We start from the raw sequence: 16,410 nt of genomic DNA, 5'->3' as shown, positions 1-16,410 counted from the left end.
GCTAGCCGCTTGGATCAGGGAAGCTGCTCTTCCGCGGCAGCCGGATCGTGAACTCCGTGAACGCGCCGGGTTCGGTCGCGACGTCGATCGTGCCGCCGTGCTGTTTCACCACAATATCGTGACTCATCGATAGCCCGAGGCCGGTGCCTTCGCCGGCCGGCTTGGTGGTGAAGAACGGATTGAACATCTTCTCCCTGACCTCGTCCGCAATGCCGGTGCCGTTGTCGCGGATGCGGATCTCGATGCTGTCGCCGCGGTCGCGCGTCGCGGCGACCACCACCGGCTCGTAATCGGCGGCGCCCTCCGCCTTGCGCTTGGTGACCGCGTGGAAGCCGTTCGAGATCAGGTTCAATAGCACCCGAGTGATCTCCTGCGGAAACACTTCGGCTTGCCCGGCCGCGGGATCGAGCTCGCGCTTCAGCGTCACGTCGAACCCCGGCTTCTCGGCGCGCGCGCCGTGATAGGCGAGGTTGAGGCTCTCTTCCACCAGCGCGTTGATGTCGCTCAGTCCATGCTCGCCGCCGCCTTCGCGCGAATGCAGCAGCATGTTCTTGACGATGGAATCGGCGCGCCGTCCGTGCTGCACGACCTTCTGCAGATTGTCCTTCAGAAGCCCCGTCAGCTCGTTGACCTCAGCGCGGACGTCGTCTGCGAGCCTAACCGGGGCGAGCACCTCGTTCAGCTCGTCGGTGAGCTCAGCGGAGAGCGAGGCAAAATTATTCACGAAGTTGAGCGGGTTCTTGATCTCATGCGCGATGCCGGCGGTGAGCTGGCCGAGCGAGGCCAGCTTCTCGGTCTGGATCAGCCGGTCCTGCGCGGCGCGCAGATCATCGAGCGATTTGGCGAGCTCGCTGGTGCGGTCCTGCACCTCGTTGAACAGGCGCGTGTTCTCGACCGCGATCACGGCCTGGTCGGCAAAGGTCTTGAGCAGGTTGATCGCCTTGTCGGGGAAATGACCGGGCTCCGGCCGCGTGACGGCAATGGTGCCGATCGCAACGCCGTCGCGCAGCATCGGCACGACGAGGATGCTGCGATAGCCTCGCGTCCGCGCCAGCTCCTTCATGGCCTCGGTGAGATCCGGTTCGCTCTGCATGTCGCTGCGGAAGGCATATTGTCCGCTTCTTGCCACCCGGCTGTGAATGCCTGACGCCGACAGCGGCGTCGGGAACGAGCTGAGCAGGTCTGCGTTGCCGGCCTCGTTGTCGGTGGTGAAGGCCGCCAGATGCAGCATGCCGTCGATGACGCGGGTGACGGTGGAGGAGTGCCCGCCGATCAGCGCCTTGGCGCTGTCGGAGATGGCTTGGAACACCGGCGTGACGTCGGCAGGCGAAGCTGCGATCACCTTGAGAATGTCGGCGGTCGCGGTCTGACGTTCCAGCGCTTCCCTGGTGGCGTTGAACAGGCTGACATTCTTGATCGCGATCACTGCTTGGTCGGCGAAGGTCTGCAGCAGCCGCACGTGATGCTCGGCGAAGCGGCCCGTCGCGCGGCGCGTGGCGATGATGATGCCGATGACTTCGCCCTCGCTCATCAGCGGCGTGAACAACATGCTGCGATAGCCGCGGGCGCGGGCGATGTCGCGCGCGGCCGGCTCGAGCTCGGTGTCGGGCAATTGCGCCGCGGCGCCGTTGGCTACGAGTCGGTAAGGCGGGAATTGTGCAAACGGCACTGGAAACGAGGCCTGGAGCACGCGATCGCCCGCGGGATCGGTCGGCGTGAATGCCGCAAGATGCGCGGCGCCGTCGACATAGCGCAGCACCGCCGTGGAGAAGCCGCCGATCAGGCGATTGGCGTTGCCAGCGATGGCCTCGAACACCGGCTGCACGTCCGAAGGCGAGGCGGCCATTACCTTGAGGATGTCGGCGGTTGCGGTCTGGCGCTCCAGCGCCTCGCGCGTCTCGTTGAACAGGTTCGCATTCTCGATCGCGATCACGGCCTGGTCGGCAAAGGTCTGGAGCAGCTGCACGAGGTCGGGCGCGAACGCGCCGGGCTCGGCGCGCGTAACGCTGATCATGCCGACCGGCGCGCCCCGGTTCATCAGCGGCATGAACAGCACGCTGCGGAAGCCGCGCAACCGCGCTAGCTCCCGGTTCAGCTCCGGGACGTCGGCGGCCTCGCTGTCGGGAAACTGGATCGTCTCGCCGTCGCGCACGAGCGCAAAAGTCGGGAAGTCCGCGATCTTGCGCGGGAACGACGCCTTGAGTCCTTCGTCCGCCTCCGGGCTGGTCGGTGTGAACGCCACGAGGTGCAGCTCATCGCCAATGAACAGAAGCACGGTGGCGGAAAAGCCGCCGAGCAGGCGCTTCGAGCTGGACGCGATCGCCGCGAAGACCGGCCGGGCGTCGGAGGGCGAGGCCGCGATGGTGCGCAAGATCTCGGCGCTGGCGCTCTGGCGATCACGCGCAACCGCAAGCTCGCCGCGCAGCCGTGCATTCTCCGCTGCGGCCGACTGCAATCGGCGCTCGAGTTCTTCGGTCTCGTTGGAAGGGGTGGTCATTCCTAATCCGGCTTGATGCCGCGGCTTGCGTGGCACCGGGCCGGATTATCACATCTTGTGCGGCCGGAGCCAGCGCCTACGGCCTTGCCGCTGAAGCCCGTCCCGGCTCACGAGCCGGGCCGCGACACCTCGGTCTCCTTGCTGGTGATGAACTCCAGCAGCACCGTCACGCCTTCCTGCGTTTTCTGGATGCCGCGCTTGATCGCGGGCACGATGTCTTCCGGCCTCGTCACCCGCTCGCCATGACCGCCGAAGGCGCGCGCCATCGCGGCATAGTCGCCGGAGATGTCGGTCGAGCGATATTTCTCGGTCGAGACCGGCATCACCTTCAATTCGATCGCCATCGAGAAATTGTTGAGCAGGATCGACATGATCGGAATGCGCTCGCGTACTGCGGTCTCGAAGTCCATGCCCGTAAAACCAATGGCCGCATCGCCCCAGACATTGATGCAGAGCTTGTCAGGCTTCGCGAGCTTGGCGCCCATCGCGAGCCCAAGGCCGTAGCCGAGCTGCGTCGTCTTGCCCCAGCCGAGATAGGTGAGGGGCTCGATCGATTTCCAGAACGGCGAGAGCTGGTCGCGCGGGCTGCCGGCGTCATGCGTGATGATGGTGTTGTGGATGTCGACGGTGTGCTGAAGATCCCACAGCACGCGATAGGGGCTGAGCGGCGCGTCATTGCTGGTGAGTTTCGGCATCCATTTTGCCAGCCACTCTTTGTGCGAGGCCGCAATCTCGGCCGCGACCGCTGAGGCGTCGCGATTGGATGTCACCGACTTGCCAACCTCCTCCAGCAGTGCATCGAGCACGAGACCGGCATCGCCGACGAGGCCGATCTTGGCTTCCACGTCCTTGTTGAGATGGTTCGGGTCGAGCGTCGAATGGATGATGGTCTTGCCCTTCGGCATCGCGATGCCGAAATTGGTCTCGGTGAAGGAGCAGCCGATGCCGAAGATGACGTCGGCCTCGGCCAGAAACTTCGGCACCGCGCGCGGCACCGCGAGCCCGCCGGAGCCGAGCGATAGCGGATGTGTTTCCGGGAACGACGACTTGCCGCCGAGGCTGGTGGTGACGGGAATCGCCAGCCGTTCGGCGAGCCGTTTCAGTTGCGGCCACGCCTGCGCGTAATGCACGCCCTGGCCGGCATAGATCACCGGCCGTTTTGCATTCACGAGCAGGTTGGCTGCTTCCTTTACGTGAACAGGGTCGGCGCCGTAGCGCGTGCGCAGCACCGGCGTGTAGTTCAGCGGCTCCGGCACCTCCTCGTTCCACATATCGGAGGGGATCTCGACGATCACAGGCCCGCCGCGGCCGTTCTTCAGCTTGGTGAAGGCGCGGCGAAAGATGTTGGCGACTTCAGCCGCAAGAATGATTGGCTCGGAGGATTTCGCGAACGGCTTCATCGCCTCGCTGGAATTGAAGTTCGGCTCGATATGCGACAGCCGGCGCTGATAACCCATCGGCAGCACCAGCACGGGAACGGATTCGCCGAAGCACTGCGCGACGCCGCCCATCGCGTTCTCCGCGCCCGGCCCATGCTGCATGCAGAACGCGCCGATGCTGCGGCCCGACGTCACCCGCGAGATCGCATCCGCCATATGGATGCCGACACGCTCCTGCCGCACCATCACCGGCCGGATCTCGGCTTTCGCCGCATGTTCGATCAGATGGTTGACCGGATAGCCGCAGAGGATCTCGATCCCCTCACGCCGCATGATTTCCGCAATGGCGGTGCCGAGCTTCATGGCGTCTCTCTCCCTGGGCAGGCCGGTTGGTCCGGCGATTGAGGAGAGAGGATCAGGAAATTGGAGAGGCGTAAAGCGCAGTTGATCGCGCCTGCAGGTAGGTCAGCTATGCAGGAGGTGTACGCAGGACGCACCGTCATCGCTGCTCTGCGGTTCGCAGTGTGCTCGCAAAATCGATCAAGCTATCGCGCGACGAGAAGGCGCACTCACGCGATGCGCTGCTGTCGAATTGGGCAGCTCACCGCATCCAGCTTGCCGCCGAATTCAAACTCGCCCGCAGTTGTCGTGCGAATTTGAAAGTAAGCGCAGATGCGGTGGGGATTCGGTTTGACAGTGTTGAAGCTTCGTAGGCACGCTTAGTTCCAACGTTGCGAAGGGACACGTCGACATGATCGAGCTCACCGTCAATGGGATCAAGCACAGGGTCGACGTCGTTCCCGAGATGCCTCTGCTCTGGGTGCTGCGCGACGAGCTCGGCATCACCAGTCCCAAATATGGCTGCGGGGTCGCGCAATGTGGCGCCTGCACCGTCCAGATCGACGGAATGGCGGTCCGATCCTGTCAGTCGCATATCGGCGAGGTCGCGGGTAAGTCCGTCGTCACGATCGAAGGCTTGGACAAAAGAGAGCAGCACCCGGTCCTTCAGGCCTGGATCGCGCATCAGGTCCCGCAGTGCGGCTACTGCCAGACCGGCCAGATCATGCAGGCCATCTCGCTTCTTGAGCTAATCTCCCAGCCGACGGACGAGCAGATCGATCAGGTGATGTCCGGCAATCTCTGCCGCTGCGGCACCTATCCCCGCATTCGCACGGCGATCCATGCGGCGGCCAAGAAGATGGCGGAGAAGTGAGATGGGCCACATGCAGAGCCTTTCGCGTCGGGCCTTCGTTTTCGGCTCCGCCGCCGTCGCCGGCGGCATCGCCTTCGGCGCCTACGGCAATGCCGAGGCCGCAACGCCGAGCGGGAACGGCAATCCGTTGGCTGCCGGCCTCGGGCCGGACTCCGTGACCTTCAATCCCTGGGTCGAGATCAGCCCGGAAAAAATCACGCTCATCGCGCAACACGCCGATATCGGCCAGGGCGTCGGCTCGGTGCAGCCGACCATGATCGCCGAAGAGATGGATCTCGATCCCGGTCAGTTCGAAATCCGGTTTGCAGGGCCTAGCCCCGCCTACTTCAACACGGGCTTCGCGGACGAGTTCGCGCCGTTCCTGGCCGCCGACCAAAGTCCGGCCGCCGAGGAGGCACGTGCGGCGGTGCTCGAAAATCTCCGAAAGTCCGGCCTGCAAATGACGGGCGGGTCGAGCACGATCCCGGACACCTATGAAAAGCTGCGCGTTGCCGGCGCTGTCGCGCGCGAGACGCTGAAGGCGGCTGCGGCCAAACGTTCGGGCATGGCTGTGGCTGACCTCCGCACCCAATCCGGCCATGTGATCCTGCCGGGCGGAACCAAGATCGCCTATGTCGAGCTCGCGGCGGAGGCCGCAAAGATTCCGCCGGTGCTCGATGCCAAGCCGCGCGATCCGTCCAAATGGCGCATGCTGGGCAAGCCGATGACGCGCCTCGACGTTCGCGCGAAGGTCATGGGCGAGTTGAAGTTCGGCATCGACCAGAAGATGGACGGCATGCTGCACGCCTCCGTCAAGCTGAACCCAAACAAGGGACAACCGCTGAAATCGTACGACGCCAGCAAGGCGCGGTCGATGCCGGGGGTCAGGAAGATCCTCGAAATCAAGAATGGCGTTGCGGTGATCGCCACGAACAGCTGGTACGCGATCAAGGCGGCCGACGCGATCGCCTGCGAGTGGGCGCCGTCAGTATATCCCGCCGAGCAGGCCGACCATTGGAAAGTTCTGGAATCCTCGTTCAAGCCGGAATTCCTGGGCAAGGAGTGGCGGAAGATCGGCGATGTCGAAGCCGGCCTGAACACGGGCACGCGCGTCGAGGCCGAGTATCGCGCGCCCTATGTGGCGCATCAGCCGCTCGAGCCGCTCAACGGGATCGGCCTCGTCACCGACAAGGGGATGGAGATCTGGGTCGGCCACCAGAGCCCCCAATTCGTGCAGCATGTCGCCGCGACGGCGATCGGCCTGAAGCCGGAACAGGTCACCTTCCACAATCAGTGGAGTGGCGGAAGTTTTGGCCACCGTCTCGAATACGAGAACGTGCGGGTGCTCGCCGAGATCGCAAACCAGATGCGCGGGACGCCGATCAAGCTGGTGTTCTCGCGCGAGGAAGATTTTCTCCAGGACATTCCGCGACAGATTGCGATCGCCCGGCATAGGGGAAGCGTCGACAAGGGCAAGATCGTCGCGGCCGATTTGCAACTGGCCTCGACGGCTCCGCTCAAGGGGCTGCTTGAGCGTTCGGGCATCCCTTCGAAGGATCCCGATGGTCAATTGGCCGCCGGCCTGTGGAATGTCTATTACGACATCCCCAATTTCCGGGCTACGACCTATGAGGCGCAGGGCCTGTCGCCGAGCACCACGTGGCGGTCAGTCGGCGCCTCGACGGCCGGCTTCTTCACCGAGAGCTTCATTGACGAACTGATCCATGCGGCCGGCCTCGATCCGATGAAGGCGCGCATCGAGATGTGCGCCGTTCCGACCTACCGCAAGCTGCTTGAGACGCTCGCTGAAATGTCGGATTGGAAGGGACCGCTCGGGAACGGCCGGGGACGAGGCGTCGCATTCGTCGAAGCCTTTGGGACACCGACAGCCGAAGTCGTCGAGGTCACGAAGACCGACAGCGGCATCAGGATCGATAAGGTCTGGGTCGCGGTCGATGTCGGCAAGGTCGTCGATCCCGTCAACTTCGAGAACCAGGTGCAGGGCGGCGTCATCTGGGGACTCGGCCACGCCATCAACTGCGAGCTCACTTACGCAAACGGCGCGGTGCAGCAGACCAATTACAACCACCACGAGGCCATGCGGATCTACCAGTGCCCGGTGATCGAAGTTCGTGGGCTCGAGAATGATCCCAAAGTGAGAGGCGTCGGAGAGCCACCTGTTCCGCCGGCCGCGCCTGCGCTTGCCAACGCGATCTTCGCGGCGACAGGACTGCGCATCCGTGAAATGCCCTTCAACAAGTTCATCGATTTCGTGTGAGGCAGGCCATGAAGGGATCTCTGATTGCGCTCGTCCTCGCCGGCGCGGCAATGGCCGCTCTCACGGGGATTGTCGCGGCCAAGGACGAGGCCGCCAAGAACGTGCTGGCACCGGGCAGCGTCAGCCGCGCCGAGGGGCTGGAGGCCTGGAAGCGGATTGAAGCGGTGGTGACACATCCACGTTGTGCCAATTGCCATGTCGATGCCAAGGCAATTCCGATCTGGACGCCGGCCGGCGAAACCAAACCGCGCGCACATGGCATGAACATCCACGGCGGCGAGAGCCGCATCGGCGCGGAGGCGATCCCGTGCTCGACCTGCCACATGACCTCCAGCCAGGCCAACGAGCCGGCACCATCGCCGCCGCGCGCCGGCATCGACTGGCAGCTCGCTCCGGTCGATTTCATCTGGTTCGGCAAGAGCGGCGCCGAGATTTGCGCGCAGATGAAGGATCCCAAGCGCAATGGCGGTCGTGACGCTGCCGGTCTCGTCGAGCACTTGCGGCACGATGCGTCGCTGAGCGGCTTCATTCCGCGGGGCTGGGCCCCCGGAGCCGGCCGCGCGACGCCGCCGGGCACCTTCGAAGATCACGTCAAGGACATGGCCCTGTGGGGCGCCGCCGGACAACCCTGTCCGAACTGACGCGTTCGCCAGCTCCGGCAAGGCCCCGTGGGAGCGCAGACGCTTGACCCAGGTCAAGCCGGCAGCCGGTCGCGGCATGCCATGATGGCGTTGAGGGCGAGATGACGGCCCTCATCGTTCAATTGCTCCTAGGGACCCATGGACTTGAGCCTCGCGAGCTATCCTGACAGCACCGTTGCCAACGAGAAACACAATGATAGGCCGCCGTGCCCTTCTCACACCGATGGCCGGCGATGCAGGGGCTGACCGCGCCCGAAGCGCAGGCACGGCTGAAGGCCGAAGGCTTCAATGAGCTGCCTCGCACGGAGCGGCGAACGATCGTGCAACTCATCCTCGAGGTGATGCGCGAGCCCATGCTGCTGTTGCTGCTGGCGGGTGGGCTGATCTACTTCGTCCTGGGCGATCTCGGCGAAGCGCTGTTGCTCCTCGTGTTTGCATCAATCTCGATCGTCATCACCATCGTGCAGGAGGCGCGCACCGAGCGCGTGCTCGAGTCGTTGCGCGATCTGACCAGCCCCCGCGCACTCGTGATCCGCGGCGGCGAACACATCCGCATTCCGGGCCGCGAGGTCGTTCGCGGCGACCTGATCATGCTCTCCGAGGGAGATCGCGTGGCAGCCGACGCTACGGTCCTTCAGTGCGACGATCTCCTGCTGGATGAATCGCTGCTGACGGGGGAATCCGTCCCGGTCCGCAAGCTGGCGCATTGCGCGCTCGATCAGCCGGTGGCGCCGCATGCTGGTGGCGATGACCATCCATTCGTCTTCTCCGGGACGCTGGTGGTGCGCGGAAGCGGCGTGGCTGAAGTCACGTCGACCGGAGTCCGAAGCGAGATCGGCAAGATCGGACAATCGCTGCATTCACTGTCGACGGAGGCGCCCCGCCTGAAACAGCAAACGACGCGCCTGGTGGCAATGTTTGCGATCGCCAGTGCCTTCGTGATCGCGTTGACCGTGCTCCTGTATGGACTCTATCGCGGCGGCTGGCTCGAGGGCGTGCTTGCCGGCATTGCGCTCGGCATGTCGATGCTTCCCGAGGAGTTTCCGGTCGTTCTGACGGTGTTTCTCGCCATGGGCGCTTGGCGCATCTCGCAGGCTCGCGTGCTGACGCGGCGGGCCTCGGCCATCGAATCGCTCGGAGCGGCAACCGTGCTCTGCACGGACAAGACGGGCACGCTGACCGAAAACCGCATGACTGTTGCGCGTCTGGTGCTGCCAGATGGTTCACAATGCACGCCTGACATCGCGGCGCGCGCGGAGCATGCATTCCATTCATTGATTGAGACTGGCGTCCTGGCCTGCGTCCCGGAGCCGTTCGATCCCATGGAGAAGGCGTTGCATGCGCTCGGCCCGGGGACCGGCACCGGCCGGCGGCTTGTGCAGAGCTACGGCTTGCGTCCCGACCTGCTTGCCATGTCAAACGTGTGGCGTGGAAGCGGTGACGAATGCGTCGTCGCGACAAAGGGCGCGCCCGAGACGATCGGCATGCTTTGCGGTATGAGCGCGGAAGAGCTGGCTGAATTGCGGGCACGTGTGGACGTCCTCGCGCGAGACGGGCTTCGCGTGCTCGGCGTTGCGCGGGCGACTTGTGCGGCGACGGATCTTCCCGAGACGCAACGCGGCTTCTCCTTCCGATTCTGCGGCCTGACCGGCTTTGCCGATCCGCTGCGGCCCCAAGTGAAGGGCGCCGTCGCCGAATGCCGGTCCGCTGGCATCCGCGTGGTCATGATCACTGGCGACTATCCCGCGACCGCATCTGCGATCGCGACGCGAGCGGGCCTCGATCCCGAACGCATTCTGACGGGGGCGGACGCCGAAGGCATGGCCGAGGCCGAACTGGCCCAGGCGGCGCGGGGACAAGCCGTCTTCGCGCGAATTGCGCCGGCCCAGAAGCTACGCATCGTCAATGCGCTCAAGGGCGCCGGCGAAATCGTTACCATGACCGGCGACGGCGTCAACGACGCGCCGTCGCTGAAGGCCGCCCATATTGGCATCGCCATGGGCGGGCGCGGCACCGACGTGGCGCGCGAGGCGTCCTCGATCGTTCTGCTTGACGACGATTTCGGCTCCATCGTGAAGGCGATCCGCCTCGGCCGCCGGATCTATGACAATCTTCGCAAGGCGATGAGCTTCATCCTTGCGGTCCACGTTCCGATTGCCGGCCTTGCGCTGCTGCCGTTGGTGACCGGGCTGCCGCTCCTGTTCGGGCCAGTCCACATCGCATTCCTCGAAATGATCATCGATCCCGTCTGCTCCCTGGTGTTCGAGGCAGAGACCGAAGAGCGCGACGTGATGCAGAGGCCGCCGCGCTCGCCGGACGAGCCGCTGCTGTCAAGGTCCTTGCTGGTCTGGTCGGCGCTGCAAGGTGCGCTCGCGCTGGCCCTGACCGGAGGCGTGATGGTGACGGCGAATGCCTACGGCATGCCGGCGAACGAAGTGCGTGCCCTGACGTTCTTCTCGCTGGTGTTGGTGATCGTGAGCCTGATCTTCGTCAACCGCTCGTTCTCGACGTCGCTTATCGAAGCCTTTACCCGACCGAACCGGACACTGGTCATCATTGTCGTGTTCGTGACCACCATGCTCTCCCTAAGCCTTGCGTGGCCGGCCGCCGCCGACCTGTTCCGCTTTGGCCCGCTGCATTCCGACGATCTCGCCGTTACGGTGGTGGCAGCGCTTGTGTCCCTGGTGTTGCTGGAGCTATCGAAATACCCGTTGCGTCATTGCTGGCTTGCCTCAGCCCCGTAGCCCGGATTTCGCTGCGCTCCATTCGGGCCACGAGCTTGCCAGCCGCATGCCGCAGGTCGGTTTCACCCGCGGCTGACAAACCTGCTATTTGCAGTTCTTGCAAATCGTCAGCTTTCGTTGCAACGCCTCGTCTTCCTGATCGATCGACGATTGTCCGGCGAGGCCGTTCGCATCCGGATTGGACCTGGAGCCCTTTGCTGCGCGTGACCTCACGGGCGGCGTCACCTGACTTGGGGTGTCATTGTCGTCAGTGCCGACGCTGAAGCCATCGTAGTCGGCGGCCGGATTCGGCGCCTGCGGAAGCCCGCCGACCACAGGTGGCGAAGCCTCTCTGCCGGACGTCGCCGGCGGAATTCTTGAATTTGTGGCGCTCCCGCGTGGTGGCGGCGCATTGGGGGGAGCAAGCGAAACCGGCGGCGCGGCCGAGGTCTGTCCTCTCGCGCCGTCGCCCGACCAGACGCCGACAAACATGAGGCTGAGCGCCAACAGCGTCACGCTTCTCATCTGCATCCTTCAAGCAGCTCTGGTTCATCGATAGACAGCATGGCTCGTCGAGCCGCGCCGCGGTTGCAGAGCGAGAATCCCGTAAGCAGACATTCGAGTCAATGGAACCGCGGCGTCGCTCCACACTCTGTCATTGCGAGCCGCCGGGCCCGCGCTTTGCGTGGACCCGGTGGCTCTCAATGACGAGATTGAGGAGGCTGCATGCTCCGGCAAGGCCGCCGCGAGCCATGCTGAAGTCAACGCATAGAGACGTCGCCTCGGGCCAGGGCGGCCGTTACTTCAGCGACGAACTGATCGAGTTGAATTTGTTGTTGAGGAGCTGGCTGCCCGTGTTGTTCACGACGGTTACGATGGCCAGTGCAATGCCGGCGGCGATCAGGCCGTATTCGATGGCGGTGGCGCCAGTCTCATCGGCAAGGAAAGACCTAAGCAAACTCATTGCCAACTCCTCTTCATCCGAACCAATGTATGGCCGCGTCGTTTTCGAACCGGTAAATCGATCGAATAGATTTTCTGCGCGCCAAAAGAATTAAATCCAGGCGAACGCGCCTCTGTTTCATACGGTGACATTCATTAAATTAAGGTTCCCTCATCCCATCCAAATGGATGCAAATCGGCGCGCTCTCTGCGACAGCCGCAGGGTCCGCTAGGACGGGATCGCGGCGCCGGGGAGGCGGCGTTTCAATATGGCGGTGAGGCGGCCAACGAAGTCCTTTACCGCGCCCCGCTGCGAGCGCGCCCCCGTGCCCGCGGTCCGCTCGCTCTCGCGTGCGTCGTTCACGATGCTGATGTAGCTCTTTCTGACGTCCTGCTGCTGCACGGCACGCGTACTCTTGGCTCGATCGGGGCTGGCACCATGCTGTGCGCAAGGACAACCAGTGCTTAATTTTGTCTCCCGTAGGAATACCCTGGTTCATGCGCAGAGCTCCGCCGTATCGGTAAACGACGGTCGCGCTTAACGGATTATTGAGCCTGTTCGTCAACGGCTCGGCAAGCATGCTGCTTGAAGGGGCCGACTATCGCCCTCATTCGCGCCGTCCGTCCGCATTGAGCGCTCGCAACATGGCGATGCGGGCGAACATCATCCAGCCCCCGCCGGTCTCGGCCGCATTGATCAAGGTCTCGATCGCGGTCTGCCAGTGCGCCTCGTGCTGGGCGTCCTCAGGCAGCTGCATGACGTAGTCCGCCGCCTCTTGAAGCGTGAGCAGCTTGCGTTTGTTGCTCACGCGAACCGGATCGTCGAACTCCGCCGACCAGGGCATGTCAGTCCGGCCGACCGGCGAGGGGGGACATCACGGTGCGATTGTTAGGTGCGATGCGTCTAGCTGGCCTTCTTCGCCCGCGCCGGCGCGCGCACCGGCTTGTCGGCCTTCTTCGAAGCCTCCTTGGGCGCAGTCTTCGCCGCGGCGTCCTTGCCGCCCTTGCCGGCGATCGGCAGCAGCATTTCGCGTTGGCCCTCGACGCGCTTCTTCGGCTTCTTGCCCTTGACGGGCTCCTTGACGACCTTTGCCGCGGGCACCGCCTCCTTCTCGCTCGCGAGACTCTTCTTCAGCGCATCCATCAGGTTGATGACATTGCCGCCGGTCTTCGGCGCTGCCTTGGCGGTGATCGGCATGCCGCTGCGCTTCTTGTTGATGAGATCGATCAGCGCGGTTTCGTAATGGTCCTCGAACAGCCCGGGCTCGAATGCACCGGACTTCTTCTCGACGATGTGTTTTGCAAGGTCGAGCATGTCCTTGGTCAGCTTTACGTCCTGGATGTCGTCGAAATACTCCGTTTCGCTCCGCACTTCGTAGGGATAGCGCAGCAGCGTGCCCATCAACCCGCTCTCGAGCGGCTCCAGCGCGATGATGTGCTCGCGGTTGGTCAGCACCACGCGGCCGATTGCGACCTTGTCCATGCTGCGGATGGTCTCGCGGATCACCGCATAGGCGTCGTGGCCGACCTTGCCGTCGGGCACGAGGTAATAGGGACGGATCAGATAGCGGTTGTCGATGTCGGCCTTCGGCACGAACTCGTCGATCTCGATCGTGTGCGTGGAGTCGAGCGCGATGTCGTCGAGCTCGTCCTTGGTGACCTCGACATAGGTGTCGGTGTCGACCTTGTAGCCCTTGACGATGTCCTCGGACGTGACCTCGTCACCGGTCTCGGCGTCGACCTTGAGGTACTTGATCCTGTGGCCGGTCTTGCGGTTGATCTGGTTGAAGGAGACCTTCTCGGTATCCGAAGTGGCCGGATAGAGCGCGACCGGACAGGTCACGAGCGACAGACGCAAAAAACCCTTCCAATTGGCGCGGGGGGCCATGGGCTACTCCAAACGCAACGGGGACGGATGACAAGGATACCATCGGGGAACAACGAATCATAGCAAGACGGGTTGCTCAATCTTGCAACTACGTTAACCAGCCACTGGGTCCGCGGTTGCTGCCCGATCTGGGGGCAAAGGCCGGAACATCATATCCAATCACGCGTTGGCTTCGAATATCGGCTGCGAGGAGGTCGTGGCTATCTGAAGCGACATCCAAAGATTGAGGGCATCATGGCAACCACGCGAGAGCGGCATCAGATCGTGGAAACTCCGACCGAGGCCCGTCAGGGCGAGCCCGGGCCGTCGGTGGCGGCGCTGCTTGCCATCTCGACCGGCCTTGCGATCCTGATCCTCGCCGTCATCTGGTTCGTGTTCTTCCGGACCTGACCGGCAGATCCGAACGCCTCGGACCTTCCTATTCGCCGCGTGACGCGGCACATTGCGCCCGCCATGCCGTCGGCTCGTCCGGTTGCCTGGCGGGCGCAGTCGCGTCGGCGCGTGGGAGGTCGTATATGACCAAAAAGTAACGTGCCGGTTCCCCGCGTTCATATTCAGTTCACGCCGGAATTGCTCATCTCTGGCCGTGGTCATGCAGCCTGTTCTTGCAGCCAATCTTTGGAGAGAAGCGTGCGCCTGCTCGTTGTTGAGGACGACCCCGATCTCAATCGCCAGCTCACCAAGGCGCTGACCGACGCTGGCTACGTCGTCGACCGCGCTTTCGACGGGGAGGAAGGGCACTATCTCGGCGACAACGAGCCCTATGACGCCGTGGTGCTCGACATCGGTCTGCCGAAGAAGGACGGCATCTCGGTGCTGGAGGCTTGGCGCCGCAACGGCCGCACCATGCCGGTCCTGATCCTCACCGCGCGTGATCGCTGGAGCGACAAGGTGCAGGGGTTCGACGCCGGCGCCGACGACTATGTCGCAAAACCGTTCCACCTGGAGGAGGTGCTGGCGCGCATCCGCGCGCTGCTGCGCCGCTCGACCGGCCATGCCCAGAGCGAACTCAGCTGCGGCCCGGTCACGCTCGATACCAGGACCGGCCGGGTCAGCGTGTCAGGCAATCCCGTGAAGATGACCTCGCACGAATATCGGCTTCTGGCCTATCTGATGCACCATTCCGGGCGCGTGGTCTCCCGCACCGAGCTGGTCGAGCATCTCTACGACCAGGATTTTGACCGCGACTCCAACACCATCGAGGTCTTCGTCGGCCGCATCCGCAAGAAGCTCGACGTCGACATCATCCAGACCGTCCGTGGCCTCGGCTATCTCCTGACCCCGCCATCCCCCGGCGCTTGAAGCGTCTTGACGGGCGGCTCGACAGGGGCCTTGGTCCGGTCATGACCGACGCCCTGCCATCCTGCGCCTCCCGGGTTCATTCCGATGCCCGCTAGCTCGCTTGCGAACCGCCTGTTCCTGTCGGCGACCGCCTGGCTCGTGGTGATCCTGGCCATCACTGGCGTGGTGCTGTCGTCGGTCTACAAGAACGCCACCGAGCGCGCCTTCGACCGTCGGCTCAATCTCTATCTCCGCACGCTGATCGCCGAGGTCGCGACCCCCGACGAGCCGCCCGACCGCCAGTTCCAGTCGCTCGGCGAGCCCTTGTTCGAGCTGCCGCTGTCGGGCTGGTACTGGCAGATCACGCGGACCGACACCGAGAAGCCGGAGGTGCGCTCCTCGCGCTCGCTCTGGGACAAGAAACTGCCGAAGCTGGAAGAGCAGGGTGCCGAGCTCACCGCCGCCGGCATCCGGCTCGCTTATGTCGACGGTCCCGAAGGGCAGAACCTGCGCATGGTGGAGCGGCCGGTCGATCTCGGTGCCGACGGCAAATTTCTCGTCAGCGTCGCCGGCGACGACACCGAGATTTTCGACGAGACGCGGAGCTTCGACTACTATCTCGGCGGCACGTTTACGGCGCTCGGCATCGTGCTGCTGCTAACCACCGTGTTCCAGGTCCGCTTTGGCCTGGCGCCGCTCAAGCGCATCTCGGAATCCATCGCCGACATCCGCTCTGGGCGGGCAGAGCGGCTCGAGGGCGAATTTCCCGTCGAGATCGCGCCTTTGGCGCGCGAGACCAATGCGCTGATCGACGCCAATCGCGAGATCGTCGAACGGGCGCGCACCCATGTCGGCAATCTCGCCCATGCCATCAAGACGCCGCTGTCGGTCATCGTCAACGAGGCCGGCGCCCACGCGGCCGATCCGTTCGCGTCCAAGGTGATGGAGCAGGCGGACGTGATGCGCGACCAGGTCGCCCATCATCTGGAGCGCGCCCGCATTGCGGCGCGGGTCTCGGTGGTCGCGACCGTGACGGAGGTGGCGCCCGCCATCGAGGCGCTGCGGCGGACCATGGAGAAGATCCATCGCGACCGCGGCATCGTGGTCGAGGCCAAGGCCGATCCGTCTGTGAAGTTCCGGGGCGAGCGGCAGGATTTGGAGGAGATGGTCGGCAATCTCGTCGACAATGCCTGCAAATGGGCGGCCTCGCGCGTCTTCATCGAGGTTCTGGCCGAGACGCCGCACCAGACTGGCGCCGGCCCGCGTCTGCGGATCATCGTCGATGACGACGGCCGCGGCCTGTCGGAGACCGAGCGCGCCCAGGTCTCCCGGCGCGGCCAGCGGCTCGACGAATCCAAGCCCGGCTCGGGTCTGGGGCTGTCGATCGTGACCGACCTCGCCGCGCTCTATGGCGGCAGCCTCTCGCTCGGCGGGGCGCCGATCGGGGGGCTGCGAGCCGAACTGGTCCTTCCCGGGCTATAATCCCTTGTTCTCACTGGATTTTTCGTTGCGGCCGATGCACCTCCAGGGAAAAACCGGGGGCATTCGAGGCGACTTCCTAAACGGCTTCTTAAGTGGGGACCTCTTAA

At 64.1% G+C, this 16,410-nt stretch carries 14 protein-coding genes; 7 read left to right on the top strand and 7 right to left on the bottom strand.

Features of this window, described 5'->3' with window-relative positions; genetic code table 11:
- Position 1: 1 nt before the first annotated feature.
- A complete protein-coding gene (locus tag AAE027_RS00325) occupies positions 2-2,497 on the bottom strand; it encodes a GAF domain-containing sensor histidine kinase (RefSeq protein ID WP_370985279.1) in 2,496 nt (831 codons plus the stop codon).
- A gap of 107 nt (positions 2,498-2,604) precedes the next feature.
- Positions 2,605-4,260, bottom strand: a complete 1,656-nt coding sequence (locus tag AAE027_RS00320) for a thiamine pyrophosphate-requiring protein (RefSeq protein ID WP_370985478.1) — start codon at positions 4,258-4,260, stop codon at positions 2,605-2,607.
- Positions 4,261-4,627: 367 nt separating this feature from the next.
- Here AAE027_RS00320 and AAE027_RS00315 point away from each other — a divergent pair, with 367 nt between their 5' ends.
- From AAE027_RS00315 to AAE027_RS00300, 4 genes are all read left to right on the top strand, one after another.
- Positions 4,628-5,089: a (2Fe-2S)-binding protein gene (locus tag AAE027_RS00315; RefSeq protein WP_370985280.1), complete on the top strand. Its 462-nt coding sequence runs from the start codon at positions 4,628-4,630 to the stop codon at positions 5,087-5,089.
- A gap of 1 nt (position 5,090) precedes the next feature.
- Positions 5,091-7,346, top strand: a complete 2,256-nt coding sequence (locus AAE027_RS00310) for a xanthine dehydrogenase family protein molybdopterin-binding subunit (protein WP_370985281.1) — start codon at positions 5,091-5,093, stop codon at positions 7,344-7,346.
- Positions 7,347-7,354: 8 nt separating this feature from the next.
- The gene (locus tag AAE027_RS00305) at positions 7,355-7,987 is read left to right on the top strand and encodes a hypothetical protein (protein WP_370985282.1); all 633 of its coding nucleotides are present in this window, start codon (positions 7,355-7,357) and stop codon (positions 7,985-7,987) included.
- 233 nt (positions 7,988-8,220) lie between these two features.
- Positions 8,221-10,731: a cation-translocating P-type ATPase gene (locus AAE027_RS00300; protein WP_370985479.1), complete on the top strand. Its 2,511-nt coding sequence runs from the start codon at positions 8,221-8,223 to the stop codon at positions 10,729-10,731.
- Between the two features lie 84 nt (positions 10,732-10,815).
- On the opposite strand, the gene AAE027_RS00295 is transcribed toward AAE027_RS00300, so the two are convergent.
- The 5 genes from AAE027_RS00295 to ku all read right to left on the bottom strand — a co-directional run bounded on the left by AAE027_RS00295 (position 10,816) and on the right by ku (position 13,540).
- On the bottom strand, positions 10,816-11,235 hold the full coding sequence (locus AAE027_RS00295; protein WP_370985283.1) for a hypothetical protein: 420 nt from the start codon (positions 11,233-11,235) through the stop codon (positions 10,816-10,818).
- Between the two features lie 274 nt (positions 11,236-11,509).
- Positions 11,510-11,674, bottom strand: coding sequence for a Flp family type IVb pilin (locus AAE027_RS00290; RefSeq protein WP_091890949.1), 165 nt, complete (start codon positions 11,672-11,674; stop codon positions 11,510-11,512).
- 207 nt (positions 11,675-11,881) lie between these two features.
- Positions 11,882-12,055, bottom strand: a complete 174-nt coding sequence (locus tag AAE027_RS00285) for a hypothetical protein (protein ID WP_370985284.1) — start codon at positions 12,053-12,055, stop codon at positions 11,882-11,884.
- Positions 12,056-12,260: 205 nt separating this feature from the next.
- The gene (locus AAE027_RS00280) at positions 12,261-12,497 is read right to left on the bottom strand and encodes a hypothetical protein (protein WP_091890952.1); all 237 of its coding nucleotides are present in this window, start codon (positions 12,495-12,497) and stop codon (positions 12,261-12,263) included.
- A 59-nt stretch (positions 12,498-12,556) separates the two neighbouring features.
- A complete protein-coding gene (ku, locus tag AAE027_RS00275; protein ID WP_370985285.1) occupies positions 12,557-13,540 on the bottom strand; it encodes a non-homologous end joining protein Ku in 984 nt (327 codons plus the stop codon).
- Positions 13,541-13,774: 234 nt separating this feature from the next.
- Here ku and AAE027_RS00270 point away from each other — a divergent pair, with 234 nt between their 5' ends.
- The 3 genes from AAE027_RS00270 to AAE027_RS00260 all read left to right on the top strand — a co-directional run bounded on the left by AAE027_RS00270 (position 13,775) and on the right by AAE027_RS00260 (position 16,303).
- Positions 13,775-13,930, top strand: coding sequence for a hypothetical protein (locus AAE027_RS00270; RefSeq protein ID WP_164934544.1), 156 nt, complete (start codon positions 13,775-13,777; stop codon positions 13,928-13,930).
- Positions 13,931-14,170: 240 nt separating this feature from the next.
- Entirely contained in the window at positions 14,171-14,842 is a 672-nt protein-coding gene (locus AAE027_RS00265) for a response regulator transcription factor (RefSeq protein WP_128934932.1), read from the top strand.
- A gap of 84 nt (positions 14,843-14,926) precedes the next feature.
- Positions 14,927-16,303 (top strand): ATP-binding protein, encoded by a 1,377-nt coding sequence (locus AAE027_RS00260; protein WP_370985286.1) that lies wholly within the window; start codon positions 14,927-14,929, stop codon positions 16,301-16,303.
- The last annotated feature ends 107 nt before the right edge of the window (positions 16,304-16,410 follow it).

Origin of the sequence: Bradyrhizobium sp. DN3 (assembly GCF_041357655.1) — a bacterium.
In the GTDB taxonomy this organism is placed as follows: Bacteria; Pseudomonadota; Alphaproteobacteria; order Rhizobiales; family Xanthobacteraceae; genus Bradyrhizobium.
Note: the sequence above shows the minus strand (reverse complement) of the source record. Positions and strands in the feature narration are given on the sequence as shown.